Genomic DNA, 26856 nt, shown 5'->3' with positions numbered 1-26856 from the left:
GACGGGGTCTGACGGAGCGAGGCATCCGGCCGACCCCAGGAGTGCAAGGCCCCCACACAGTCGGTACCACAACCCTCTCAGCAAGGGTAATGTCCTTCCTTGAGGTTGGCCTCAATCTCCCACCTGGTATGGCGGGATTGATTCCAGCCTTGAAGTACAGATACCCGAACATTGCTCCATATCTCTTCCACTGCTTCTTGTGGCGCTTTTCGTGCCGCGTCCTATTACTCACGCCACACAGCCTCTGAGCAGGCAAAACGTCGAAGACCTGCTGGAGTGCTAGCCAGCGGTCGGTGGCGACATCCTTGTCCGTGGCGACTGGTCGACCGATAGCTTGGTGCCGTCCTTTGAGACGGCGACGAGCGCGAAGTCCTCCTGTTGTGTGAGTAGGTACGGCCACCTGGCGCTGGTGGCGTCACCGGGAACGTCGACGCTCATGAGGGTGTAGAACGTGCCCTCGTCGTCGATCGAGGCGGTCGGCTGCGTGGCGTAGCCTCCCGGCGCGTGCCAGAAGCCGCTGTGCAGCTCGTAGTGGTCGACGTCATCGGACGGGCTTGCAGTCCAGCTGAAGTCGACTCCGTACCCGTCAATGGCACCGGCGAAGTTGGTGGCAGGGGCCGGGGCGGCAGGAGCGGCGACGGAAACGACGGCGCTGGGAATCGCGCGGTAGGTTTCGGAGAAGTACGGCTCCACCGCGAAGAAGTTGGTCTCGCCTGGAGTCACCTCGGCGATGCAGCGGAACCGAAGTAGGTCGCCATCTTCGACGTACGAGAACTGGCTGCAGTACTGCGGTGGTGTTGTCTCCTCCGTCGATGGGGTGCCGACGCTGCGCAGAAGGCGAACTTCGTCCCATCGGATAGCGAAGGTGTCCTGGGGCAGTGTCCATTGCAGGAGTGCGTTGTTGTCACCCTGGTAGGAGACGGTGACATCGGTTGCCCGGGCTCCCCAGAAGGCGTTGACGTAGCCCTCGTCGCCGGCCTGTGCGGGTGTGAAGTTTCCGGCAGCGTCGTAGGCCTCGATGCGATAGAAAACGGAGCCACCCGTGCCTGGCACGTAATTGGTGATCGAGGTGCCCGTGGTGGTCGCAACCACGGGCCACGGGTCATACCAGCTTTCCCCCGCCAGGTGGCGGCGCACCCGGTAGCGGACGGCTCCGGTGACGGGTTTCCAGCTGACGATGTAGCTTTCCCGAGTGCGGTCGGTTCCCATGGTGACGGTCGGCGGTGCGACACGGGGGGGCGGGGTCTTGTCAAGGGTGGTGACGCCTCGGTCGGCGCTTCCGGCGGAGGTGTTGCCGGCCTTGTCGTACGCGCGGATCTCGTAGTAGAAGGTCTGGCCTGTGGCAGGCGGGGCGTCGGTGTAGCTGATCGCGGTGGTGGTCGCGATGTGTGTCCAGGTGCTGGAGCCTGCTGGGCGGCGGTACACGCGGTAGCCGGCCAGGTCCATCTCCGGGCGTTTGGCCCACTTGATGGTCGCCTTCATCGTGCTGGCGCTGTAGGCGGCAGTGGCCCCCGTGGGGGCGAGCGGCTTGACCTTGTCGACGGTGGCCGATGTGCGGGGCGCGTAGCTGAACTTGACGTTGGCCGAGCCGGTCCAGTTGACGTAGTCGATGCGCAGGGTGTGCTTGCCGGAAGGGATGGTGACGTTGACGGACTTCTTCTGGGTCGTGGAGACGTTCTTCCAGACGTTGATCTTGCGGACGCCGTCGATGTACACGCGTATGCCGTCCCGCGTTTCGGCGGCGAGGGTGAAGGGCCCGCCCGATCCGAAGTCACGGGTGACCGTCCAGCGGACGGAGAAGTAGTTGTACGGCAGCCCGGAGGCAGGAGCGCCCGTGCCCCAGGATTGGTTGATCGCCGCATCGCAGTCGGTCTTCTTCGGCTTGCCGGAGAGCGTGGTGTTGGCGAAGAACTCGCGCTTGAACACCGGGGATGTGCAGGTGACCGTGGCCGAGGCGGGAGTGGCGGTGAGCAAACCCCCCACTGCTGCGACGACGACCGCGATGCACGCGGATCGGAACCGGGTACCAGTCTTCACTTGGTGGCAGGCCCCTTTCAGGCCCGGGCTCAAGCCCACAGCGTGACGCGGGCCCGAGAAGTGGGTGACAAAGCGTCAGAGGCGCATGCATTGGGCAAGGCCGATGACACGCCGGGCACGGACTGTACACCCCTGACCAGCCCCGATGACACAGCCATTTTTCTGGCTACACGGATCAATCGGTCAACTCAGGCACCTGGCAGTTACGCCATTGCGGAGCCCAACCAACTGTGAGGGCAACCGGGTCGCCGCGGGCGAGCAGGGCCAGGGCGAGTGCTACTGCGCAGGCGCCGCCGGGAGCGAAGCGAAGGTCTTCCTGGAGCAGCCGAACTGCCACGGACTCCATCAAGCCGGCCCCACGCCCCAAAAGGCAGCCCCGCTATGAACCCGCACCGCGATCTCGTTGCCGGGCCTGGCGGAGCGCGGGGTGCCAATTGGATGCGGCTGGGATGATCGCAGGCATGACACTGGACTGGTCCGCCCTGAATCACGCCTATGGATCCGCGTCCGACCTACCCGGGCTCTTTGATGAGATCGGTGATCCCGACGCGGCTGACGTTGCGTGGGAGGACCTCTGGGCTTCTCTCTACCACCAGGGGACGGTGTATGCAGCCAGCTTTGCTGCCCTCCCTGCTCTGACGGACATCGCTACCGGTCGCAAACCGGGAGGTTGCTGGCAGGCCCTGGCGTTGGCCGGCCGGATCGTCGTCGAGGAGCAGCAGCTTCACGAGCCCGGTTACCTCCAGGCGCGCTATCCGACCGCAATCCACGAGCTGCATCAGCTGACCCTGGACCTCACGACGGCATTGCCCTTCGAGGGCGATGAAGACGACTATCTGTACTGGTTGGAGCACATTCTGGCGTTCGAGGGGGTACCTGTGTGGAGGAACAGCCTGCGCCGGGTGAGGCACGACGTCCTGTGCCCCTCCTGTGGGCTGAGCCTGGAGATCGACCTCTCCCGCAGGCCCGCAGGCACTCGCCGTCGGGACCCGAACGCGGGCTTTCGGGTTGTCAGCCGTCAGGGGCCCATCCTCACCGGGGTCCGCCCGACTGCCCCCGCGGACCTGCCGCCGATGGTAGGCCGATTGCATCGTATGGCCGTTAGGGCAGGACAGTCAGCGGTCGCAGCGCATCTGCCCCGTCTGTTCGGCTGCACGACGTGTCCGGACTGCGCTTCAGACTTCTCAGTACCGCACCAGGTCGCAGCGTTCCAGGCGGAGAGCCCGTAGCGCGAGCATGCGGTGGCCTTCTTGAGCCGTCGCCAGCAGATGAGCGCGCAGGCAAGGGAGACGAAGGCGTCGTGGAGGTCGGGGCGGCGCTCCCAACGATGTTCCCGCCCGGAGACCAAGCACGATCCGCTCCCGCGAATCGGACGCCTGGCTGAACCTCCGCCCACCCGCCTGCCTTGGCCACAGGCACCAACACGGTCGTACCGGGAACCGGACAGGAGACGTTCGCGGCGCTACCGGGGGGCACTCCGAATCGGCAGTGCACCTCGGCAACTGTCACCACCTCCCAACCGCGTAGACGCGTGTCCCTCCTCCTGACCACGATGCTCCTCGCGGAAGTCGATCCTGGGCGCCATCGTCGCCCTGCTGGCCACGCCGGAAGCCGCCCGCCCGACCATTCCGCAAACCGAGCACCGACGTCGTCCCCCTGCAGCAGGTCTGAGCGCCTCGGGCCCCTATCCCTCGAACGGATCTTCCAGCACAGGGATACAGGGCGACAGCAGCGGCTCCGAGTGCTCGGTCACCCGCCCGCGAACCATCCTGATGACGAGGCAGCGTCAAGACAGGGGCATGCCGCGGTCGCGTGGGAGTTGCTACGGATCACCTGCCTTCGGCGCGCTGCCACCCCATGTGGCCTGCGGCTGGCCCGGACGCTCATGTCCCGACTGTCGGACCGGAACGCTAGCCTCGGCGGCCGCCGAAACAAGCAGTAGCTGCGGCGATGCCCGCACCACTAGCCTCGCGCTTTCACGAGCGAGCTTGTCCAGAGACTGATCAAAAAGGCGGAGAGTGCCTCTGACCTGGGACGATAGGGCTTGTCTAGGGTCCTTGTCGTCCTCAGGAAAGCTGCACTCTCCAGGTGAAGAAGCGTAGCGGGTCGTACCCGCCTGTCCGTGTTCAGGGCAACGGTCGCTCGGTGGTCTCGCAGGCCGGGGCGGTCCTGCTGGTGGAGACCGCCCGCAAGAGCGGCCTGGACGCGTCGCTGTCGGCAGCACTTGCGCCGTGGCGCAAGCCGCGGGCGGTGCACGACCCGGGCAAGATCCTGCTGGACCTGGCACTGGCCACGGCCCTGAGCGGGGACTGCCTGGCCGATATAGCAATGCTGCGGGCCGAGCCGCAGGTGTTCGGGCTGGTGGCCTCCGACCCGACCGTCTCGCGCCTGGTCGACGCCCTCGCCGCAGCCGGGCCTCGGGCCCTGGCAGCGATCCGCGCCGCTCGGGCCGAAGCCCGCCAGCAGGTCTGGCAGGTGGCCGGGTCCGATGCCCCGCACGCCGGCGGGCAGGTGATCGTGGACATCGACGGGGTGCTGGTGCTGGCCCACTCCGACAAGCAGGACGCCACCCGGACCTGGAAGAAGACCTATGGGCATCATCCGCTCGTGGCGTTCGTCGATCACGGTGCGGCCGGGGGCGGGGAGCCGGTCGCCGGCCTGCTGCGGCCAGGCAAAGCGGGCAGCAACACCGCCACCGACTACATCCAGGCAACCCGCTTGGCGCTGGCCCAGCTGCCGAAGAGGTTCCGGCGCGGTCGGCGGACCCTGGTCCGAACCGACTCCGCGGGCGGCACTCACGCCTTCCTCGACTGGCTGACCGCGCGCGGACGGTGGCTGTCGTACTCGGTGGGGATGACCATCACCGACGCCATCCACGCCGCAGTCCTCCAGATCCCGGAGTCCGCCTGGACGCCGGCCGTCGAACCTGGCGGCGAGATCCGCGACGGGGCGTGGGTGGCCGAGCTGGCCGGTGACGTGCTGGGCGGCTGGCCGAAGGGAATGCGGCTGATCGTGCGCAAGGAACGCCCGCACCCCGGCGCCCAGCTGCGGTTCACCGACGCCGACGGCATGCGCCTGACCTGCTTTGCCACCAACACCCCCGACGCGCCGATCGCCGCCCTGGAGCTGCGGCACCGCCAGCGGGCACGAGCCGAGGACCGCATCCGCGCCGCCCGCGACACCGGCCTGCGCAACCTTCCCCTGCACGCGATGGCACAGAACCGGATCTGGCTGGAGATCGTCCAGCTCGCGCTCGAGCTGCTGGCCTGGATGCCGATGCTCGCCCTGACCGGCGCCTCCCGCCGCTGGGAGCCCAAGCGCCTGCGACTGCGGCTGTTCTCTGCCGCCGCCCAGCTCGTCACCACCGGCCGCCGCACCTACCTACGCCTGGCCCGCCACTGGCCCTGGACCGACGTGATCACCAGCGCCGTCGATCGGCTCCAGTCCCTGCCGAACCCAGGCTGACCACCCACAACGACCAGTCCCGACGAGCAATCCCCCCTCGGAGCCGTGGAACCCGACGTCCACCCGACGCGACAGTCGGGCCCACACCATGCCCCCGCACAGAAACACCCACTCGAAACAGCACGAAAGGGCTCGTCATCAAGCTGACGAACCCTCACGCAAGATCGAGGCTAAGAAGCGATCCGCAAACCGTGACCGAGGCTTGGGGGTTGGACGTGTGTTCGCCCTTGATTCCCGGTTCGGGTGATCCCGTCTTGGCCATGGCATGAAGACAGGGCCCCTGCGCAACTTGGAGGTTGTCGAGACCCAAAAGTCGCATGGAGGCCCTGTTGCCGCATTTCTACGCCGTCGCCGGGGTCGAGGGCAACCGGGCTCCACGGGAGTGTGACTGCCTGGCACACCGGTTCGGGAACGCGCGCGACGGCGGGGAACGTGTTCGGCGCTACCCGAGCGATCTGACGGACGCGGAGTGGGCGGCGGTACGGGACCTGCTGCCAACGCCGGCGTGGATGGACGGCCGCGGCGGGCGGCCGGAGGGCTACTGCCACCGCCAGATACTCGACGCCGTCCGGTACGTGGTGGACAACGGCGTGAAATGGGCCGCACTGCCCGCGGACTACCCACCGTTCAAGCGGGTCCACGCCTTCTTCACCCGCTGGCGCGACACCGGCCTGCTGGCCGAGTTCCACGACCGGCTGCGCGGCGCGGTCCGCGAGGCAGAGGGTCGCAACGCGGAGCCGACCGCCGCGGTCATCGACTCGCAGTCGGTCAAGGCCGCTGCCAACGTGAGGAGTTCGAGCCGCGGCTACGACGGCGGCAAGAAGATCAACGGGAGGAAGCGGCACCTGGTCGTCGACACGATCGGCCTCGTCCTGGCGGTGCTGGTCACCCCGGCCGACGCGGGCGACCGCGCCACCGCCGCCGGCATGCTCCCCGCGCTCATGACCACGTGCCGCCGCCTGCGCAGGCTCTGGGGCGACAGTGGTTACACCGGCGGCCTCGCCACCTGGGCCAAGGAGAGGTTCGGCCTGGCAGTCGAGATCGTCAAGCGCACCGACGACCTGTCCGGCTTCCGCGTCGTCCCCCGCCGCTGGGTCGTGGAGAGGACGTTCGCCTGGCTGAAGCGCTCACGTCGCCTCGCACGCGACCACGAGACCCGCCCCGACAGCGCCGAAGCGATGATCCTGTGGTCCATGACCATGGTCATGAGCACACGCCTCGCCCGCCGACGCGCCGCACGCCTCACCCCGCCGACACCGATCCCGACGCCGGGATGGGCCCAGGCTCGGGCAACGGCCGCCGCGGCATGAACCGGCACCCAGAGCCGTCGACCGCCAGCCATCCACGCTCCACCAGCCTCTTCGCCTTCGTCCGCAGGTTCTCCTGCAGGAGGATGTCAACCTTCCGGCCCGGTTCCATCGCCTCGGCCACCTCCCGCGCGCTCAACCCGCCGCCACCCGCAGCAGCCGTCTCGACCGCCTCCACCAGCCGCCGGTAGTCCGACGCCAGCGCCGCCGCCGGGTCCAGGCCCTCACACCACCGCGGGACCACCGCCCCCTTCGGCGGCACCCGTTGCACAGTCGCGGCCGCGGCCGCCCCGGCGGACGCCGGCTCCTCGGCAGGAGCCAACGCCGCCGTCAACTCCTCCACCGCCACGACCCTCCGCTCCAGCACCACCCGGGCCTCCTCCAACTCCTTCTCAAGAAGCGCCATCCGAGTTTCCAGACCCTCGACCCGCGCCCGGGCGGACTCCCTACGCTCCTCCAGCAACCCCAGCGGCGACGGCATCACACACTCCGTTCCCGACCACGACAACCCGACACCGAAAACCCTGCCGCACGAACACCCAAACCATGCCTCACCAGCGGAAACTCATACATCACGCACGGTTTACGGATGGCTTCTTACATCATGTATCAAAAGGACTTTGGTGCCGCGCTGAAGGACCTGTGGGAACGTGTGTTCCGCGATGGTGACTACCCCTGGGGCTACGAGAAGGAGTGGGTTCCGGAAGAGCAACGTCGGCCGCGCCCAGAAACCATGGACGAGCTCTACGCCGATCAGTGGCTACAGGAGTCGCGGACCCATTCCATTCTGGACATCTTCCATGTTTTAGGGCGAGGACGATGACCGCGAGGCGTGCGCCGTTCGATCGGTGACCGCCGAGGAGGCCCACTCGGCAGCCAGCATCAACCAGCTCACACGCGAGCATATCCAAGCGATCGAGGATCTCGCCGAGGATCGTTGGTACAGACGGTGCGCGGTACTGTACAGCGACGAGGGGACACCACAGGAGATCTACTTCTGGGGATGGTCCGGCGACTGATCGCATCCCAACTCGGTCTACTGACCCGCCGCCTCGCTGACCTGAAACGCAGAAGACGCCCACGGCTCTGACCAGCTCAGATGCCGTGGGCGTCTGTCGTCGTTGGTCGGCGTTGGCTAACCTCATACGGCCCAGAGACGGCCCCGCATAGACGATGCCACGGCACGCGGTGGACCGGGCGCGATCACCTGCTGGGGTCCGTCGCAGTCTGGGATCGTTGATGTCGGCGTGAATGTCAGATGAAGGCACTAGGGTTGAACGCGCTGCTGAGGCCGGTCAGAGAACCTTCGGGTCCGCGGTCCAAGGGGGGCGGGATCTGAAAGGTCCCCGGGTTCGCCTCGGGACTGTAGTCCATGCCAGAGCACCGCCCCCCTCCACCGCAAACAGCCGATTTGGCCTCTTCGTCCCGAAGCAACCTTGGTGGTCGTGCGACCTGCACCCGAACCGCCTGTGACCTGAGAGGACCGTCCCCGGGAGTCCGTGGTTGTCCGTCTGGGTTCGGGGCCGTTGTAGCGCAGTCAGTCACTCGGACTGTCACCATGGCCACCATGGTTCGCGGGATTGGAAAAAACAAGCAGGAGCAGGCTGTGGCCCGCTTGTGGAAGGAACACATGCGCGCGGACTTTCCCGCCAGGCTGCGCGGAGAAGAACTGGCAGGGGTCGACGTCGTGCTGCTGGACACGTATATCGCCGGCTACGTCTCGACCTGGCTGGGCAATCGGGGTTCCCTTGACGAGGGTCGCCGTCAGATCCTGTGCGACTGCATCGCGGACCTCGACAGGGTGTTGCCGCTACTCACCGAGGCGCAGGAAGTCCGGTACTACGAGCAACTGCGCGAACTGGCCGTGCTGGCGTCAGAGGACGCTCCGTAGTGCGCGGTGTGCTCAGGATTTCCTGCGATGTGGGCTCCACTCGTAGGTCATGGGCGAGGTTTCGATCACCTCGCTCGGCCAGGCGTCTCGCACCCGCTCCAACCGGGGGCGGTGATCATCGACCCAACCGGCCGGCGCGTCGATGTAGTAATCCACTACCAGTCTGTCGGGAGCATCAACCACCACAGCCGACCCTGCCCCTGCCCGAAACCTCGTCCGTACAGGCGGGAGGCGCCGGCGCTGGCTCGCTCGCCGGGACAGCCCTGGCCGACGCCACTGGGCAGCCATTCACCTTGTTCACCGCACTCGCGCTGACTTCCGCCGTCGACCGCCTCACCCACCAGTCGAAGCTCCAGAACTTACGCACACGCACTGACGGAACGTCAGTTTTCGTTCCCATCGCGTTCCCATTTGCCATGGAAAACAGGCCAACCCGGACCCATGCATGGCAAAACCGCAGTTCAGAGGGTGGGCGCAGACGGTTTCGAACCGCCGACCCCTGCTTTGTAAGTTCGCCCACAGGGGCATGTGCGCTGCCGACCCGACCGAGCAACGGGATGGGCCGTCCACCCGTTACCGGCGAAGTACCCCTGCGTCTGACTCCGTTGCCGTCAGCCCCTGCCGTCAACGCGTGCCGCAGTGTCATGGGGCGGTGGCGGCAACCGCTGAACCGTGGCCCACGGTGACCGCTCGCTACATTGACCGTCACGACGTGTGCCTCAGGCGCTAGGGTTCAAGTCACGCATGCGAGGATTTTCGATGCGCCGACCTGCCGGGCGCAGCTCGGCATAGTCACGTGGCTGGGGGGCTCCATGCTGGAGATGGTCAAGGGCGCGAACGTCGGGCTGGCCTCTCTGAGTGAGGACGTTGGGTCCGTGGTACTGAGCCTGGGCTGGTGCAGTGCCGCTGGAGACGGGGACGCTGACGTGTCCGTGCTGCTCTTGGATGCGGAGGGCAAAGTACGCAGCGATGCGGACTTTATCTTCTACAACAACCCCGCTGCTGCTGATGGCACTGTGCAGTTGCTGGGCAAGACACCGACGGCCAACGGCAGTGAGGACCGAATCAGCCTCGATCTGACTGCGATGACGTCGGGCGTGGAGCGTGTCGTCCTTGCGGCCAGCCGGGACGTTGGCGCGCGATTCGGGGATCTGGATGATCTGCGAATGACGCTCGCCGACCGTGCTGGGGAGACCCTGCTCGGATTCTCCATCAACGATGCGAGTGTCGAAAGTGCTTTCATCTTCGGCGAGCTGTATCGGCGGGGCGGGGAGTGGAAGTTCCGGGCTGTCGGTCAGGGGTACGAGACCGGGTTGGCGGGGCTGGCGACAGACTTCGGGATCGTTGTCGACGACGCCCCAGAGGAAGAGGTCGCAGAGACAGTTGAGGGTTCCGACACTGCTTCGGTGACCGTTCCCGAAGCACCTGTTGCGGCGCACCCGGTCACCGTGCCAGCACAGTCGACGGCACCTGAGGCTGCTGCTGGCGCAACACGGCGTCCACGCACCGCCAAGAAGAAGGTCACCCTTCCGAACATAGCAAGGAAGTCGCTTGCCGAAAATGACGGGTGGCGGCAGGCTCGGCTATTTCCCGTCTCGTCCCTCAAGAGCGACCGGGACCGGGAGACGCGGGCTACGTCCGTCCTGCTTTCGGTGATGGCCCAGGTTCCGGAGTTCGGTCGCAGGCTCACCGCCGCGTTCGGCGCTCCCGCAGGTCGGATGGACACATTCACTGAGGTCTCGCTGCCGCACGGGGATACACCCAAGCGCCCTGACGGAGTGATCCGCATCGAGCGTGCCGGCAAGTTGTGGACCGCCTTGATGGAGACCAAAACCAACGGCAATGCGCTCAGGGCCGAACAGGTGCAGGACTACATGGATATCGCCGCCCGGCGCGGCTACGAGGCCGTCATCACCCTCTCCAACGACGTTGCGCTGCCAGGCAGGCCGCTCGTGGACGTCAAGACCGACGGGCGGCGCAAGCACAAAGCCACGCTGTGGCACCTGTCCTGGGCAGAGGTCACGCATCAGGCACAGATGCTGATCCGACACGAGGGCGTCGGCAACGCCGCCCACGCATGGCTCCTCCAGGAACTCCTGCACTACCTCCAGCACGAGAACTCCGGCTGCCATGGCTTCCAGAACATGGGCCCCGCCTGGGTGCCTGTGCGCAGGGGGATCGATGAGGAAACGCTGTGCCGAGGCGATCAGCGTGCGGTGGAGGTAGTCGAGAGCTGGGAACGACTCGTTCGCCAGGTGTGCCTGCGGCTCGGCGGTGAACTGGGGCAGAAGGTCCTGCCTGTGCAGCGCGCCAGGCGCAGCACCGATCCCCACGCCCGCCACGCTGCCCTCGCCGACCGTCTCTGTGCGGATGGCCGCCTGGAGGCTGAGGTCCGCATCGACGGCACGCCAGGCATCCTGGCCGTCGTCGCCGACCTGCGCACCGGCAAGCTGCGCACGTCCATCGACATGCCCGCGCCGGAACAGGGCTATCCCCTGAGCTGGGCCAAGCGCCTGATCCGTCAGCTCTCCGAAGCCCCTGCCGACCTGCACATCGAGGCCCTCGTCCAGGGCCAAGGGGTGGGTCCGCGCGGCACACTGGAGCGGCTGCGCCCCGAACCAGCCGACGTTCTTCCGAAGGACGGCGCCCAGGTCATCGGCTTCCGCCTCTCCCTTTTCAAGGGCATGGGCAGCACCCGCGGTAACGCCGAGTCGGGTTTCATCCGCAGTGTCGATGACGCCGTGGACCGCTTCTACACTGGAGTCATCGCCCATCTGGAGCGCCGCCCGACCCGTCGGCCGGAACCTAGCGAGATCGCGGTCACCGCCTAAATCCCGACACTTGGCCTGACGTGAGGACGAGCATCGATCAGTCGGCGGCATCCACGCATGTGATTCCTCACCCGATGCTCTTCAACGGGACAATCCCCAGCGTAGGCATCACACCGTCACCACACTGCCGCGAATGGGAGGCGGATCTGCGCACCTAAGGCTGGCCAGCGCTTTGTAAGTTCGCCCCCAGGCACGTGCACGCTGCTGTGCGAGCCCAATCGCAGCCTGAAGCGGTCCACCTGACACCACCGAGATCGCCATCAGTGCACCGCTGTTGCCGTCAGTCTTTGCCGTCAGCACCCGCACCGCGGGCTCGCGACAAACGCATGAAAAGCGGGAGCAGATTTACAGACCGCGCGCCGCGCCCGGGCTGGCCAGTAGCGATTCGGCTGCGGGGATCTGGCGTCCCGCGCCTGCCCCGCACGCGCCGGGTCGCGGCTTTGCCCGATTCTCCTGACCGGCCCTGGTGGTATCTCTACGCTGCGTCCTGGGAGTTGACGCCGCACGCGCTTAGGGGGTCAGGGTGAGTACGGAGATCGTGGAGCTGGTGGAGCAGGCCGGCCCGTATCTGACGGCGGCGCTGGGAGCCTATGGAGGCGCGGTGCTCACGCGTGCGGAGGACGCCGCGGTCGACGCCACCGCCAACCTGGGCCGCCGCATCCTGCATACCGTCTGGCGCCGCCGCGGTGAGGACGGACAGGCCGCGTTGGAAGGCGCGGTGCAGGACGCCGCCGAGGACACCGGCGACACCGACGCCGCCGCGGCGCTGCGACAGCAGATCAAGCGGGCCCTGCGCGACGACGCCGAGCTGCGGGCCGAGCTGGCCGGCCTGCTACCTGAGCCGACCGCAACAGTGGCGATCACCGCCTCCGGCACCCGCGCCATCGCCGCCCACACCATCACCACCGCCATCACCGGCGACAACACCCAGATCGGCACATGACCAACGACCCGCCGACCCGGGAAACGCGCATCGAAGCCTCCGGTCCTCGGTCGATCGCCGCCCACACCATCACCACCGCCCACAGCGGCGACGTCATCGAGCTGCCTGCCGAAGTGCTGAACGCCGCCCGGGACATCCAAGCACCGCCCGGGATCAGCAACCTGCCACCGCTCGGCCTGTGCCTCGGCCGTGAGGACGAACTGGCCTGGCTGGACGGCACGCTGCCCTCGGACGGCGAGACGGCGATCACGCAGGCACCGGCGGTCCACGGGCTCGGCGGGGTCGGCAAGAGCACCCTGGCCCTGCACTACGCCCACCGCCACCGCTCCGACTACACCCTCACCTGGTGGATCACCGCCGACTCCCCCGCCCGCATCGAACAGTCCCTCGCCAGCCTGGCCCTGCGCATGTTCCCGTCCTGGGCGGGACGGGCGTCCGAGCAGGAACGGGCCGCGTGGGCGCTCACCTGGCTGCAGTGGCACCCCGGCTGGCTGCTGGTCTTCGACAATGTCGAAGACCTCCGCGACCTCGCCCCCTACACCGGCGCCCTCAACGGCGGCCACCACCTCGCCACCAGCCGCCGCGCCACAGGATGGCCCCGCACCACCCCCACCCGCGCCCTGGGAACCCTGCCCCCAGACGAGGCCGCAGCACTCCTGTGCACCCACGCCCTGGGCGACGCCACCCCCACCGCACGCCAGCTTCAGGACGCCCGCGCGCTCGCCGCTGACCTCGGTCACCTGCCGCTGGCACTGGAGCAGGCAGGCGCCTACCTGCACCAGAACCTCACCATCTCCATCGACGACTACCGCCGACGCCTGGCCACCAAACTGGACAAGGCCGCCGACGGAATCGACGCCGAACGCACCATCGCCCGCATCTGGACCCACACCCTCCAGGCCCTCACCACACGCAACCCACTCGCCGTCACCCTCCTGCACACCCTCGCCTGGCTCGCCCCCGACAACATCCCCCTCACCCTGCTCCACACCCCCAACACCGACGAGGACGACCTCGCCGAAGCCCTCGGCGACCTCCGCGCCTACAGCGTGATCAGCATCGCCCCCGACGGCACCAGCATCAGCGTCCACCGCCTCGTCCAAACGGTCCTCCGCCACACCGCAACCGCGGGAGATGTCCAGCCGCCGACAGGACGCCGCGAAGCCGAGCAAGCACTCGTGAACACGCTGACAGGTCAACCGGCACCAACCACTAAACCTACCCCCGCATGGGACGCGCTGATGCCCCACCTCATCGCCCTCGCCACCACCACACCAGACGGCCACCGCGACGATGCAGCCGTCGACCTGTACAACACCGCTGCCCAGTACCTCTACCGACGGGGACACGACTCCCGCGCTCTCCCCCTCCGCAAAGCTGTTCTCACCCAGCGCGAACAGGTTCTGGGCGACACCCACCCCGACACCCTGACCAGCCGCAACAACCTCGGCATCGCCTACCAGGTGGCGGGAGACCTCACCCGCGCCATCCCCCTCCTGGAAACCACCCTCACCCAATTCGAACAGGTTCTGGGCGACACCCACCCCGACACCCTGACCAGCCGCGGCAACCTCGCCGGCGCCTACCGGGCAGCGGGAGACCTCGCCCGCGCCATCCCCCTCCTTGAGACCACCCTCACCCAGTGCGAGGAGGTCCTGGGCGACACCCACCCCGACACCCTGACCAGCCGCAACAACCTCGCCCACGCCTACCGGGCAGCGGGAGACCTCACCCGCGCCATCCCCCTCCTGGAGACCACCCTCACCCAGTGCGAGGAGGTTCTGGGCGACACCCACCCCGACACCCTGATCAGCCGCGGCAACCTCGCCGGCGCCTACCAGGACGCCGGGGACCTCACCCGCGCCATCCCCCTGTACGAAACCACCCTCACCCAACGCGAGGAGGTCCTGGGCGACATCCACCCTTCCACCCTGACCAGCCGCGGCAACCTCGCCTCCGCCTATTACGCGGCGGGGGACCTGGACCGCGCCGTCCCCCTGTACGAAACCACCCTCACCCAGTGCGAGGAGGTCCTGGGCGACACCCACCCCGACACCCTGACCAGCCGCGGCAACCTCGCCGGCGCCTACCGGTCAGTGGGGGACCTCGCCCGCGCCATCCCCCTCCTTGAGACCACCCTCACCCAGTACGAGCAGGTTCTCGGCAACACCCACCCGAGCACACAGGCAGTGCTCGCCAACCTGGCCAGCGCACGGAAGGCGCTCAACGACGCGCAAGAGTGAAGCAGGAATTCCGCTTGATCTGCAGCTTTACAGTCCGATCACGTAGCCACGAGCTGCCCCCTTGTGAGCAGGCTAGGAAGCTGCCAATGGCGCACGGTGCAGGTGCGCCGTCCACCCATCGTCCAGATCTTGACTGATCACTGCACGCCGCCCGCCCACGCTTTCAAGGTCTGTCCCGAGCCCGAGTAGGCGTCATCTCCGACCTGGCCAGTGGGCCATGGTGCCCATGCTGACTGGCCGCGGATGAGTGTCGTGAACGGCGATGAACGCTCGCGGCCAAAGCTGAATGAGACGGGAAATGAGACGGTTGGCTATGAGCGTCAACTCGCTGCTGGGTGACCTCTTGCCGCGCAAAATGCTGCCCAAACGGCCTAGCCGCCGTGCGACCCCCCTCAGTTGCCTCTTCCCTTTAGGGTCTTCAGCAGTTTCTGCGCCTCGAAAGTCCGGCCCGTGGCCTGGAGGCTCGCTGCGAGGGCCCGAGTGGTCGGGGCGAAGAGCGGGTGGCCGTCACCGTGGGTACTGCGGATACGAGCTCGGGCGGCTCGGAGCATCTGCGCCGCATTCTCGTGCCGGCCTAGGGTCTGCAGGGTGATGGCCAGGCTGTGGGCGGAGGTGAGGGTGTCGGGGTGGTCCTCGCCCAGGATCCGCCGCCGCGTCGCCAGCGTCGCCTCATCCATGGCGCGGGCCTCCTCGTGCCGGCCCAGGTCGTGCAGGGTGATGGCCAGGCTGTGGGCGGAGGTGAGGGTGTCGCGGTGGTCCTCGCCCAGGATCCGCCGCCGCGCCGCCAACGTCGCCTCATCCATGGCGCGGGCCTCCTCGTGCCGGCCCAGGTCGTGCAGGGTGACGGCCAGGCTGTAGGCGGAGGAGAGGGTGTCGCGGTGATCCTCGCCCAGGACCCGCCGCCGCGCCGCCAACGTCGCCTCATCCATGGCGCGGGCCTCCTCGTGCCGGCCCAGGTCGTGCAGGGTGACGGCCAGGCTGTAGGCGGAGGAGAGGGTGTCGCGGTGGTCCTCGCCCAGGATCCGCCGCCGCGCCGCCAGCGTCGCCTCCGCCATGGCGCGGGCCTCCTCGTGCCGGCCCAGGTCGTGCAGGGTGACGGCCAGGTCGTGGGCGGAGGAGAGGGTGTCGCGGTGGTCCTCGCCCAGGACCCGCCGCCGCGCCGCCAGCGTCGCCTCGACCATGGCGCGGGCCTCCTCGTGCCGGCCCAGGGCGTGCAGGGTGACGGCCAGGCTGTAGGCGGAGGAGAGGGTGTCGCGGTGGTCCTCGCCCAGGATCCGCCGCTGTGCCGCCAGCGTCGCCTCCTTCATGGCGCGGGCCTCCTCGTGGCGGCCCAGGTCGTGCAGGGTGACGGCCAGGCTGTAGGCGGAGGAGAGGGTGTCGCGGTGATCCTCGCCCAGGACCCGCCGCCGCGCCGCCAGCGTCGCCTCATCCATGGCGCGGGCCTCCTCGTGCCGGCCCAGGTCGTGCAGGGTGACGGCCAGGCTGTGGGCGGAGGTGAGGGTGTCGCGGTGGTCCTCGCCCAGGATCCGCCGCCGCGCCGCCAGCGTCGCCTCCGCCATGGCGCGGGCCTCCTTGTGCCGGCCCAGGTCGTGCAGGGTGATGGCCAGGCTGTGGGCGGAGTGGAGGGTGTCGCGGTGGTCCTCGCCCAGGATCCGCCGCCGCGCCGCCAGCGTCGCCTCCGCCATGGGGCGGGCCTCCTTGTGCCGGCCCAGGTCGTGCAGGGTGACGGCCAGGCCGTGGGCGGAGGTGAGGGTGTCGGGGTGGTCCTCGCCCAGGATCCGCCGCTGTGCCTCCAGCGTCGCCTCCGCCATGGCGCGGGCCTCCTCGTGCCGGCCCAGGGTCTGCAGGGTTGCGGCCAGGCTGTGGGCGGAGGAGAGGGTGTCGCGGTGGTCCTCGCCCAGGATCCGCCGCCGCGCCGCCAACGTCGCCTCCGCCATGGCGCGGGCCTCCTCGTGCCGGCCCAGGGTCTGCAGGGTTGCGGCCAGGCTGTAGGCGGAGGAGAGGGTGTCGCGGTGGTCCTCGCCCAGGATCCGCCGCCGCGCCGCCAGGGTCGCCTCCGCCATGGCGCGGGCCTCCTCGTGCCGGCCCAGGGCGTGCAGGGTGACGGCCAGGCTGTAGGCGGAGGAGAGGGTGTCGGGGTGATCCTCGCCCAGGATCCGCCGCCGCGCCGCCAGGGTCGCCTCGTCCATGGGCTGGGCCTCCTCGTGCCGGCCCAGGGCGTGCAGGGTGACGGCGAGGTCGTGGGCGGAGTGGAGGGTGTCGGGGTGGTCCTCGCCCAGGATCCGCCGCCGTGCCGCCAGCGTCGCCTCGACGAGGGGCAGGGCGGCTTTTGAGTCACCCAGCCCGTCCAGCGCCCAGGTTTGCATGAACGCCGCGTTCCACGTATCGGGGTGGTCCTCCCCCAGGGCACCCGTCCATCTCTGGTGGAGCTGGCTGGCCAGCTCGTGGGCCGCGTGAGGCTGGGCACTGCGGACGAGGTAACGGCTGGCGTCGAGGAGGATGGGGCGCAGTTCGGCGCGGTCGCCCAGGGCGGCGAGTGTGGCGGTCAGGTGCGTAGTGAGGGCGGCCCACTGAGGCCAGGCGGCGGGCAGCTCGGGGTCGCCAGGGGCGGCGGCAACGAAGAGGGAGACGAGGTCGTTCTGGACAGCGGGGATTTGGTCAGGGGATGTCCGGTCCCGCAGAACGGCCTGGGTGAGGCGGTGGATCTGGAAGGCCTGGTGGTCTGCACGGGCCAGGCCGTAGCGGGCGAGAGACTTGATGGCGCTGCCGGGCCACAGAAGGTCTCCGGGGTCGGCCAGAGTGGTGGTCAGGCGGTCGTGCGCTTGGCCGAGCCAGATAGTGGGGATGGGCTCGGGACCTAGGAAGGCGACGAGGCGCAGGAGGCTTGCGGCGTTGGGGTGGTGGGCGTCGAGGTGGCGGGTGGCGATGGTGACGCTTGCCGCCAGGGAGGCCGGGTAGCCAGGGGTGTCGCCCAGTGCGAGAAGCCCTGCAGTGTCGTCGATCAGAAGCTTGCGGTACTGCTGCAGAGGTGTGCCGTCGCCCAGAACGCCTGCGGCCTGGGCCAGCGCGAGGGGCAGGTCGCCAAGTGCTTCGGCGAGGGCGTCAGCCTGCTCTGGGACCAGCGTGGGCAGTCGACTCGTCAGGTAGGCCACGGAGTCGACTCGGGTGAACACGGCCAATCCCAGGCTGTGGACCTCCTTGGACCATGCGGGGTTGCGTGAGGTGATCAGCACATGGCCGACGCCTTCGGGGAGCCACTCCAACACGGAGGCGGGGTCTCCGGCGTTGTCCAGAACAATCAGCCAGCGGTCTAGGGTCCGCAGGTGTCCGATCGCGTTGCGGGCGTTGTATTCGACGCCAGCTTTGGGCTTGTCTACCACTAGGCGTTGCGCGAGTTCGGCGAGCCGGATGGGGATCTGCTGAGCCTGTTCGGCGTCGACCCACCACACCAAGTCATATTGGCCAGCAAAGCGATGTGCGTACTCCAGCGCCACCTGCGTCTTGCCGATCCCGCCCAAGCCGTGCAAGGCCTGGACGGCGGCATGCCGGTCGGTTTGCAGTCGGTTGCGGACCTGGTCGAGTACGGTCTCGCGGCCGGTGAAGTGCGGATTGCGCCGCGGCACGTTCCATACGCTCGGCAGTCCGGTGCTGGCTGGGAACCTTGGCTGCGTCCCGTGCGCACTCTGCCCAGTGGGGGGCATGGCGATCGTGGCTGTGCCTGGGAAGGTTGGCGAAGCGGAGGGACGGTCAGGGCCGCGCACCGCTTCCAGCAGTGCAGCGGTCGCCGTGGTCTCGTCGAGGCCGTGGAGTTCCTTGTAGATGCGGGATGTCAGGATCGGCGGCAAGTCCCCGGCACCGAGCGGCCTGACGACCACCGGGAGGAAGCGGTCCCGGCGGGCAACCGCAGTGGTCCACTCTTCCTCAGTGAACCGGCCTGCGGCGAAGTAGTCGGGTGAGAAGAGGGCGAGGACCGCGGATGCTTTGGCCTGTGCCTCGTTCATCTTCTTGACGAAGTCGTCACCTGTGCGCCAGTGCCATACATCCAACTCGACCGCGTAGCCGGCCTCCTCGAGACGCCAAGCGACCCACTCCGCCCACTGACGGTCAGGCCCCGCATGACTGATGAAGATCAGTTCTGAGTTCTCGGGCATTCCGGTCCCCATCCTCCGGCGGCCCCCTGTGGACGCCCGCCCTCGACATCGCCCACTTGTATAGCGCGCCATGACCACGGTCACGTGCTGAACAGCCGGAATCGTGGAGCTGCCGAGTGCATCCCGAGGGCTCGCGATCCGCAACGGAGGGAGAATCTGGCTGGCGGAAATTGGACTAGACCGCTGTGGCCGGGATTCGTGCTCGGTTACTCGGTGGTGGGGACGGCTTCGAGGAGGTTGGGGACGCCACAGGCGGCGGCCAGGAGGTCGGCGTAAGCGGTGAGGATCTGGCGAGTGTCCCGCAGGGCGGTGCGGAGCTGCGGGGCCTGGGGCCAGGCTTGCTCGTGGTCGCGGCGGGAGCAATCGGCCGGGCGCCTGTGCTCCCAGTCCTCCAGGGCGGGGTGCCAGCGGGCCAGGAGGGGACGGACTCCGTAGTTGAGCATGGCCACCGCCAGGTAGCCGAAGTTGTACTGTCCGTCCCGCTTCGGCTCCGCCACCTGCGGCCCATGCCGACGCAGGATCTCCCTAGCGCTGCCGAACAGCGAGTACAGACTCGACAGAGCCTCTCGCAGCAGACCCTCATCCGCTCCCAGCGGTACCACCGATACCCGCGTGACCAGTTCCACGTACAGCTCCCAGGCCGCACGCCGTTCCACGTCATTCGGCTCCCATGCGCCGGAGATCTCCACCCCCGGCAGCTTCAGTGCCACCGTCACGCTCTTCGGCCCCCGCACCAACCCCACCCCTCTCACGCTCCAACGACCGGAATCCCTGCGCTCACCACGCTATACGCGAAATCATGAGCTGCGCGCGAACACCTGCGAATGGGGGATGACCGTGGCCGACCATGCCCAGCACTTCTTCATCAGCTACGCCGGTTCCGACCGTCTCTGGGCCGAATGGGTCGGCTGGCACGTGGAGCAAGCCGGTCACCAAGTCACCCTGGACGTGTGGGACTGGCGCACCGGCGACAACTTCGTCCAGCGCATGGACCGCGCCATCGACCAGTCCGACGCCGTGATCGCCCTGTTCTCCAAGTCGTACTTCGAGGACGAGCGGTGGACCACCGAGGAATGGACCGCCGCGGTCGCCCGCCGCGACCACCTCATCCCCCTCGCTCTGGAACCCATCACCGGCCAGGACCTGCCGCCCACCCTGGCCGCCAAACTCCGCAAGAACCTCCACGGCCTGGACGAGACCGACGCCCTGACTGCTTTGCGCGAAGCCGTCAACGGTGGCGCCCGCCCCACCGACCGCCCACCTTTCCCCGGCACCACCTCCACCCCGAGCACAGCGGTACAGGCAGACCCGACCAAACCGCGCCTGCCCAACGCCGCACGCCAGCCCGAGACGTGGAACGTACGGCGCCGCAACCCCGATTTCTCGGGCCGCGAGACTGAGATCGTCCGTCTGCGCGATGGCCTGCTGGACGGGCGGAAGGCTGCCATCCAGGCCCTGCATGGCATGGGCGGCATCGGGAAGACCCAGCTCGCCCTGGAGTACGCCCACCGCTTCGCCGGTCAATACGACCTGGTGTGGTGGATCGATGCCGAACAAGTCGACCAAATCTCCGTCAGCTACAGCGAACTCGCCGCCCGCCGGGACATCGCCAAGCCCGACGCCGGCACCGAAGCCAACGCCCGAGCCCTTCTCTCCCACCTCGCGACCCGCGATCGCTGGCTACTCATCCTCGACAACGTCGAAAACCCCGGCCAGATCGAACCCTGGCTCCCCGACGGCCCCGGCCACACCCTCATCACCTCACGCAATCCCCACTGGGTCGGTACCGCCCACCCCACCCGCCTCGACGTCTTCACCCGCACCGACTCCGTCACCTACCTCCAAAGCCGGATCCCTGGTCTCGGTCCAGAGCAGGCCGACACCCTCTCCACAGACCTCGGCGATCTCCCCCTCGCCCTTGCCCAATGTGCCGGCGTCATCGCTGGCGGCGTCAGCCTGGACCACTACCGGCAACTCCTCACCACCAACACCGCACGCATCCTGGAGCGGGGCGGCGCCCCCGGCTACCCTGCGTCACTGGCGGCCACTGTCACCATCGCCACCGAACGCCTCACCGACCACCACCCTGACGCTCTCGCCCTCCTCCACCTCGGCGCCTTCCTCGGCCCCGAACCCATCCCCACCACCTGGCTGGAGACCGCACGACCCGACCTCGCCACCATCCCCGGCGACCCGACCGACCCCCTCTGGCTGCACGACGCCCTCGAACCCCTCATCCGCTACGGCCTGACTCGCACTGACCATCAGACCTTCCAGATCCACCGACTCACCCAAGCCGTTCTGCGGGACCGGGCATGCCTCGAGCAGACCTCGGCCATCCAGAACGACCTTGTAGCCATCCTCGTCGCCGCCTCCCCCGGCGACCCCGAGCTGCCTGCCACCTGGCCTCAATGGGCCGCGCTCACTACGCACCTGATCGCCACACTCACTGCCCTGGGCGACCGCGCCGAACTGCGCCCCACCCTCCTCAATGCCAGCCGTTACCTCGTCCGCAGTGCCCAGCCTCACGTGGCCCACGAGCTGGCCGGCCAGCTCCACCAGAGGTGGATGGGCGCTCTGGGTGAGGACCACCCCGACACGTGGAACGCAGCGTTCATGCAGACCTGGGCGTTGGACGGGCTGGGTGACTCGAAAGCCGCCCTGCCCCTCGTTGAGGCGACTTTGGCGGCGCGGCGGCGGATCCTGGGCGAGGACCACCCCGACACCCTTGCCTCCGCCCACGACCTGGCTGTCACCCTGCATGCCCTGGGCCGGCACGAGGAATCCCACGCCATGAAGGAGGTGACGCTGGAGGCGCGGCGGCGGATCCTGGGCGAGGACCACCCCGACACCCTCCACTCCGCCCACAGCCTGGCTGTCACCCTGAGCGACCTGGGCCGGCACGAGGAGGCCCGCGCGATGGCGGAGGCGACGTTGGCGGCACAGCGGCGGATCCTGGGCGACGACCACCCGCACACCCTCACCTCCGCCCACAGCCTGGCGACAACCCTGTACGCCCTGGGCCGCCACGAGGAGTCCCTCACCATGGTCGAGGCGACGTTGGCGGCGCGGCGGCGGATCCTGGGCGAGGACCACCCCGACACCCTCCACTCCGCCCACGACCTGGGCGCAACCCTGAGCGCCCTGGGCCGGTACGAGGAGGCCCGCGCCATGAAAGAGGTGACGCTGGCGGCACGGCGGCGGGTCCTCGGCGAGGACCACCGCGACACCTTCCGCTCCGCCCACGACCTGGGCGCAACCCTGAACGACCTGGGCCGGTACGAGGAGTCCCACGCCATGGCGGAGGTGACGCTGGCGGCACGGCGGCGGGTCCTGGGCGAGGACCACCGCGACACCCTCCGCTCCGCCGACGGCCTGGCTGTCACCTTGCACAACCTGGGCCGGTACGAGGAGTCCCGCGCCATGAAAGAGGTGACGCTGGCGGCACGGCGGCGGGTCCTGGGCGAGGACGACCGCGACACCCTCCGCTCCGCCCACGGCCTGGCTGTCACCCTGTACGCCCTGGGCCGCCACGAGGAGTCCCACGCCATGGTCGAGGCGACGCTGGCGGCACAGCGGCGGATCCTGGGCGAGGACCACCCCGACACCCTCGCCTCCGCCCACAGCCTTGGCGTTTGCCTCTCAAACCTACGCCTGCATGCAGAGGCGGTCCAGATCCTTGAGGACACCCTGCGACGCTATCGCCGCACCCTTGGCAACGACCACCCCGACACAATGAGGACCATCAAAATCCTTGCGGCAGAACTAACTACAATGAGGAGGATATTCGACGCCCAGCGTCTACTGAGTGGCCAGCCGCAGAAAAGGCGTCTTTTTGGACGCAGGAAGAAGTGACCGATGATCCCGACCTTTGCGCCTTCCAGATTCAAAGACTCGGTGCTTTTGGGCGAGGTTGGGGATCTGGATGCTTCCACGCACATTTTACGGTGGCAGTCTTCAAGAACATCCAGACCAAGCGAGGGCCTGCTGCCACCAGCGGGATCCCGCCTCGAAGTGTTCTGTCCAGCTTGCGTGTTCCCTGCATGCTCACGTAACGCAATGCGCAGTCACCACTCCTGTTGCGGGTTGCCGTCAGGTGCGGACGTCAGGCGCTCTCCCGATGGCAAGCAGATGCGAGCTGGCCGCGAGCAGTTCGGGGTAAGGCTCGGCCAACCGCGCGGCTGTCAGCACAGAGGCGAACAGGTCGTCCGACGGCGCGGAGCCGGTCTGCTGCTCTACGGCCTTCAGGAGGGACCACGCGGGGCCTTCGACACCGAAGACATTCACGTCGATAAGCCCGGCATCGTGCAGTTCCCTGGCGAGTTCCTCCGCGCGGTGGAAGTAGGCCAGAGTAAAACCGCGCTTGCCGTCATGGACGGCGGTGCGGAGGATCGCCGAGATCGACGTCTGCACGCGCTCGGTGTGAAGGTGCGCGTAGGTGACGTGCTCGAAGATGGACGCGTATCGGTTGATCGCGGCGGCAGCCACGAGTCCACCTGGCTTCAGCACGCGTAGGGCTTCGGAGAGTGCCGCCTGCCGATCTCGGGGGGCCGGCAAGTGGTAGAGCGGGCCGAGCACCAGCACCACGTCGTAGGACGCGTCCGCAGCAGTGAGCCGTCGGGCGTCCCCCAGTTCCGCTGAGCAGACCTTCGCAGCTCGCTCTACGTGCCGTGCTACCGGGTCGATCAGCTCGACCTCGTAGCCATCCTCCATCAACCACTGGGCATGGATGCCGGGGCCACCGCCGACATCGAGGATGCGGGCGGGCGGCGGCGGCAAGAACCGCCGAAGGATCTCCTGTGTGCGGAGCAGTTCAAGCCGTCCGTCCGCCGACGTGCTGAGTCGGGTGCTTTCGTCGATGACCTGCGAGTAGAAGTGATCGACCACCGGGGCTAGCTCTGGCTTCGACATGCGAGCAGTATCCTGTGTACCGGTGGACCAGTCCAGTATGACGACCGACAGGGGAGCGCCATGGCGCTGCTGAAGTACGAGGAAATCGCGGAGTCCCTGCGGTCCCGGATCGCAGCCGGAGAGTTTGCGCCGGGCCAGACCCTTCCGTCCACGCGGGACCTGTCCGAGCAGTGGTCCGTCTCGCGGGCTACCGCCATCAAAGCTATGGACGTGTTGCGGAACGACGGCGTGGTAGAGGCTCGGCAAGGAACGGGGTTTGTCGTCGCGGAGACACCCGTGGCGCGGCCGGCGGGCGGACGCCAGACTGGGTCCGCTCGCATCACGGGAGGCATGCCCTTCCTGCGTGTCGGCACCCCAGACTGGGCGGAACCCCCGGCGCACGTGGCCAAGGCCCTCGCGATGGGCGCGGGGGTAGCAGCGCTGCGTCGGGTTCGCGTGTTGCAGCTTCCTGATGGCAGCCCGCACAGCTATGTGGTGGCTTGGTTCCCACCCGACGTGGCGGAGCCGTCGCCGCGACTAGCCCAGACGGCCCCCATCGCGGAGGGGACCACGAGGTACGTTCGCCGACAGACCGGCCGGTTCCCAGTGCAGGGAACGGACGTGACCACGGTTCGTCTGGTGACCGAGACAGAAGCGGAGCACCTGGCGCTATCGGGTCTGACCGCCGCGGCCGTCGTGCTGCACACGGCGTACGACCAGGAGGGGAGCCCGCTGGTCTGCGAGGAAGGTGTCACGCCCGGCGCCCTCTATGAGCGGATTGAGAGCTACCCGATGTAGCCGCCGCACGACCTTCGAGAGCTGGACCGGTCCGCCGGTCCAGCTTTTTTCGTCCCCTCGCAACGCCTCCACCTGGAGATATGCGCTGGTGCGCCGCGGCAGGCCCGCCAATGGGAGTTGACTGGACCGGTCCACCGGTCCAGTCTATGGATGTGGCCGCAAGCCACCCCGGACCTCGCGGACGGGGCTACTGCGCCATGCCAAAGGGGCCCGGGACAGAGCGGGTCGAGGTGACCCGGCGCCTTGTCATTGACCGGAGGGCTCAGGCCGAGAGGCCACGTCTCCATACGCCTAAAACGAGGCGAGACGGCTCTACCTGATACGGGAGTCGCCGTCCTCGAAGGAGACATCGCACGAACTCAACCCTTCGCAGCGCTCTGCGTCTGCGGCCGGTTGCCTCCGCTGCTCGTCTCGTACGAGCAGCGCTGAGGGGAGCCGGATCGACCGACTTCAACGGCGCGCGGCCCCCGGGGTGCCTCCCGGGGGCCGCTGTTTGGGCCGTTCCTGCTGAAAGGAAGCACGACCCGTGAAGGACATCGTCTCAGGCAAGTACGCCGCTACGGCGGATGAGTTCGCCGAGCTGGCGCTCGGCATCGACCTGGAGCTGTTCGCCGGCCCGGCCGGCGGGGAGTCCGCGACCGAGCGGGCGGCGCGGCTGGATGTGGCGGATGCGGTGCTGGCGGATCTGCGTCGAGAGGACCCGGAGTTGGCCGCCTACGCTGCCGCCCTGCTGGCCACCGCCCCTGTCCCGCTTTGCTCCCGGCGGCCGGCTGCGGTCCGCCGCGACGTGTGGTCGGAGGTTGCGGCATGACCGCCGACGCTCGCGAGGCTGCCGCTCGTGCGGCTGAGGCGGCCAGGGCCGCTGCTGCTGCCGCTCACGCTGCGGCGGAGGCCGCGCGCAAGGCCCGCGAGTTGGCCGCTGCTGCGGGGGGTGCGCGGTGAAGCGGGGACCGAAGATTCTGCTTGTGCTCGGTCTGCTGGCCGTGGTCGGTATGGCGTTCCGGGTGTCCTGGAACGCGTTGCGGGATGTGGCCCATGCGATCGGCGCGGACCCGACCGCGGCGACCGTCTACCCGCTGGTGGTGGACGGCCTGATGGCGCTGGCGCTGGTGGCGGCTCTGGTGCTGCCGGAGGGCGACCGGCGGTTCGCCTTGCGGATCCTCGCCGGGTACACCGCGGCGTCGCTGGTGCTGAACTACGTGCACGGTCTGGTGCCGACGCTGCACGGTCCCGGTCGGGAGCGGTTGGCCGACTGGTCGCCTGCCAACTGGGCTTTGGTGCTGCTGGCCACCTCGCTGCCGGTCGGGTCCATCTTCTACGGCTCCGATCTGGTCGCCAAGGTGCTGCACCACCGCCCGGCATCGGACGAGACAGCACAGACCATGACGAATCGGTCGGGGTCTGAGCTGCCCGCACCGGCCGACCCCGCCCCGGGGGAGTCGGTCTACGCCCCGCCGCTCCCGGCCCCTGCCGTGGAGCCGACCGAGGCCGCGCCCACCGTCGGGCCGGTGCGGGAGGTGGCTGCGGCGGTGGCCGACTCCCGGCCTGCCGTGACCGCACGGGCCGCCCGACCGCGCAAGCTGACCGGCAGGGTCCCGGCATCCGCCCGCACCACCCGACCGGTCCGCACTCCGGAGGAGTTGCTGACCGAGGCACGGGAGGCCACCGCCGGGTGGGCAGACGGGGAGCTGACGGCCGACCGGATCCGGGTCGCGGTCCACACCTCTGCCGAGAAGGCCCGCACCCTGCGGGACACCCTTAAGGCAGAGCGCGCCGCCGCCCCGGCGGGGCTGCACCTGGTTGCCGACCCGGTGCCGGAGGCGGATGCCGCGGCGGGTGAGTGATGGGCCGCCCGCGCTTCTGGGACCCGGACGGGTCCCGGTTCGGCCTGCCCACCTACCCGTGGCGGATGGCCCCGGAGGGGCTGGCCACCCGGCGACAGCTCCGTGCCGCTGGGCTTCGGCCCGCGGGCCAGGACGTGGCTGCACAGATCTTGTGGCAGTCCCGCCGCCGGGGGATCCGGGCCGCCTACCTCTACCGGGTCGACCTGGCCCGCCCCGTGCGGCCGATGACCCCCGCCCGCACAGCGGCGCTGGCCGCAGCGATGCGGGCCCGGCGGACCTGCCCCACCTGCGGGATCGACGCCGGATACGTCCTCCCCACCTGCTACGGCACCTGCCTGTCCTGCGCGGATCCCGCCGCAGCCGCGGCCTGACCGAACCTGCGCCACTCCCCGCACGAACCCGGGGCGCGCCCAACGCCTGGCAGCAACCGGCGCGCCCCGGCACCTCCACTCATGA

20 protein-coding genes are annotated in these 26856 nt (G+C 68.6%); 14 read left to right on the top strand and 6 right to left on the bottom strand.

Annotated elements, in window-relative coordinates; all coding sequences use genetic code 11:
• Nucleotides 1-279 precede the first annotated feature (279 nt).
• Entirely contained in the window at nt 280-2037 is a 1758-nt protein-coding gene (locus AB0761_RS26765; protein WP_377271681.1) for a fibronectin type III domain-containing protein, read from the bottom strand.
• Nucleotides 2038-2498: 461 nt separating this feature from the next.
• Here AB0761_RS26765 and AB0761_RS26760 point away from each other — a divergent pair, with 461 nt between their 5' ends.
• On the top strand, nt 2499-3266 hold the full coding sequence (locus AB0761_RS26760; protein WP_377271680.1) for a hypothetical protein: 768 nt from the start codon (nt 2499-2501) through the stop codon (nt 3264-3266).
• A 455-nt stretch (nt 3267-3721) separates the two neighbouring features.
• Here the strand turns inward: AB0761_RS26760 and AB0761_RS26755 are convergent, their stop codons facing one another.
• Nucleotides 3722-3805 (bottom strand): hypothetical protein, encoded by an 84-nt coding sequence (locus tag AB0761_RS26755; RefSeq protein WP_377274341.1) that lies wholly within the window; start codon nt 3803-3805, stop codon nt 3722-3724.
• Between the two features lie 320 nt (nt 3806-4125).
• On the opposite strand from AB0761_RS26755, the gene AB0761_RS26750 reads away from it, so the two are divergent.
• Nucleotides 4126-5502: an IS1380 family transposase gene (locus AB0761_RS26750; protein WP_377271679.1), complete on the top strand. Its 1377-nt coding sequence runs from the start codon at nt 4126-4128 to the stop codon at nt 5500-5502.
• A gap of 329 nt (nt 5503-5831) precedes the next feature.
• Nucleotides 5832-6812, top strand: coding sequence for an IS5 family transposase (locus tag AB0761_RS26745; RefSeq protein WP_377271678.1), 981 nt, complete (start codon nt 5832-5834; stop codon nt 6810-6812).
• On the opposite strand, the gene AB0761_RS26740 is transcribed toward AB0761_RS26745, so the two are convergent.
• Complete coding sequence (locus tag AB0761_RS26740) at nt 6745-7290, bottom strand: hypothetical protein (protein ID WP_377267561.1); 546 nt, start codon at nt 7288-7290, stop codon at nt 6745-6747. The genes AB0761_RS26745 and AB0761_RS26740 overlap by 68 nt on opposite strands.
• Before the next feature lie 108 nt (nt 7291-7398).
• Here AB0761_RS26740 and AB0761_RS26735 point away from each other — a divergent pair, with 108 nt between their 5' ends.
• The 6 genes from AB0761_RS26735 (at nt 7399) to fxsT (AB0761_RS26710) (ending at nt 14717) form a co-directional block, all read left to right on the top strand.
• Nucleotides 7399-7632, top strand: coding sequence for a hypothetical protein (locus tag AB0761_RS26735; protein WP_377271677.1), 234 nt, complete (start codon nt 7399-7401; stop codon nt 7630-7632).
• Nucleotides 7633-7657: 25 nt separating this feature from the next.
• The gene (locus AB0761_RS26730; protein ID WP_377271676.1) at nt 7658-7828 is read left to right on the top strand and encodes a hypothetical protein; all 171 of its coding nucleotides are present in this window, start codon (nt 7658-7660) and stop codon (nt 7826-7828) included.
• 539 nt (nt 7829-8367) lie between these two features.
• Nucleotides 8368-8700, top strand: coding sequence for a hypothetical protein (locus AB0761_RS26725; RefSeq protein WP_377271675.1), 333 nt, complete (start codon nt 8368-8370; stop codon nt 8698-8700).
• Nucleotides 8701-9521: 821 nt separating this feature from the next.
• Nucleotides 9522-11531, top strand: coding sequence for a TerD family protein (locus tag AB0761_RS26720; RefSeq protein ID WP_377274340.1), 2010 nt, complete (start codon nt 9522-9524; stop codon nt 11529-11531).
• Between the two features lie 523 nt (nt 11532-12054).
• Nucleotides 12055-12474, top strand: coding sequence for a hypothetical protein (locus AB0761_RS26715; RefSeq protein ID WP_377271674.1), 420 nt, complete (start codon nt 12055-12057; stop codon nt 12472-12474).
• Entirely contained in the window at nt 12471-14717 is a 2247-nt protein-coding gene (gene fxsT, locus AB0761_RS26710; protein WP_377271673.1) for an FxSxx-COOH system tetratricopeptide repeat protein, read from the top strand. Before AB0761_RS26715 ends, fxsT (AB0761_RS26710) begins: the two co-directional genes overlap by 4 nt.
• Nucleotides 14718-15109: 392 nt before the next feature.
• Here the strand turns inward: fxsT (AB0761_RS26710) and fxsT (AB0761_RS26705) are convergent, their stop codons facing one another.
• Both fxsT (AB0761_RS26705) and AB0761_RS26700 read right to left on the bottom strand, forming a co-directional pair.
• The gene (gene fxsT, locus AB0761_RS26705) at nt 15110-18868 is read right to left on the bottom strand and encodes an FxSxx-COOH system tetratricopeptide repeat protein (RefSeq protein WP_377271672.1); all 3759 of its coding nucleotides are present in this window, start codon (nt 18866-18868) and stop codon (nt 15110-15112) included.
• A 206-nt stretch (nt 18869-19074) separates the two neighbouring features.
• Nucleotides 19075-19578: a hypothetical protein gene (locus tag AB0761_RS26700; RefSeq protein WP_377271671.1), complete on the bottom strand. Its 504-nt coding sequence runs from the start codon at nt 19576-19578 to the stop codon at nt 19075-19077.
• Between the two features lie 121 nt (nt 19579-19699).
• Here AB0761_RS26700 and fxsT (AB0761_RS26695) point away from each other — a divergent pair, with 121 nt between their 5' ends.
• Nucleotides 19700-22723 (top strand): FxSxx-COOH system tetratricopeptide repeat protein, encoded by a 3024-nt coding sequence (gene fxsT / locus AB0761_RS26695; RefSeq protein ID WP_377271670.1) that lies wholly within the window; start codon nt 19700-19702, stop codon nt 22721-22723.
• A gap of 237 nt (nt 22724-22960) precedes the next feature.
• Here fxsT (AB0761_RS26695) and AB0761_RS26690 read toward each other — a convergent pair whose 3' ends face one another.
• The gene (locus AB0761_RS26690) at nt 22961-23779 is read right to left on the bottom strand and encodes a class I SAM-dependent methyltransferase (protein WP_377271669.1); all 819 of its coding nucleotides are present in this window, start codon (nt 23777-23779) and stop codon (nt 22961-22963) included.
• 60 nt (nt 23780-23839) lie between these two features.
• Here AB0761_RS26690 and AB0761_RS26685 point away from each other — a divergent pair, with 60 nt between their 5' ends.
• From AB0761_RS26685 to AB0761_RS26670, 4 genes are all read left to right on the top strand, one after another.
• Entirely contained in the window at nt 23840-24556 is a 717-nt protein-coding gene (locus tag AB0761_RS26685; protein WP_377271668.1) for a GntR family transcriptional regulator, read from the top strand.
• 526 nt (nt 24557-25082) lie between these two features.
• Nucleotides 25083-25367, top strand: a complete 285-nt coding sequence (locus AB0761_RS26680) for a hypothetical protein (RefSeq protein WP_377271667.1) — start codon at nt 25083-25085, stop codon at nt 25365-25367.
• A gap of 127 nt (nt 25368-25494) precedes the next feature.
• Complete coding sequence (locus tag AB0761_RS26675; RefSeq protein WP_377271666.1) at nt 25495-26400, top strand: DUF2637 domain-containing protein; 906 nt, start codon at nt 25495-25497, stop codon at nt 26398-26400.
• Nucleotides 26400-26771, top strand: a complete 372-nt coding sequence (locus tag AB0761_RS26670; protein WP_377271665.1) for an RRQRL motif-containing zinc-binding protein — start codon at nt 26400-26402, stop codon at nt 26769-26771. The genes AB0761_RS26675 and AB0761_RS26670 overlap by 1 nt, the downstream gene beginning before the upstream one ends.
• Nucleotides 26772-26856 lie beyond the last annotated feature (85 nt).

Source organism: Peterkaempfera podocarpi (genome assembly GCF_042466665.1).
In the GTDB taxonomy this organism is placed as follows: Bacteria; Actinomycetota; Actinomycetes; order Streptomycetales; family Streptomycetaceae; genus Peterkaempfera; species Peterkaempfera podocarpi.
This window is presented reverse-complemented; position numbering and strand designations above follow the sequence as displayed.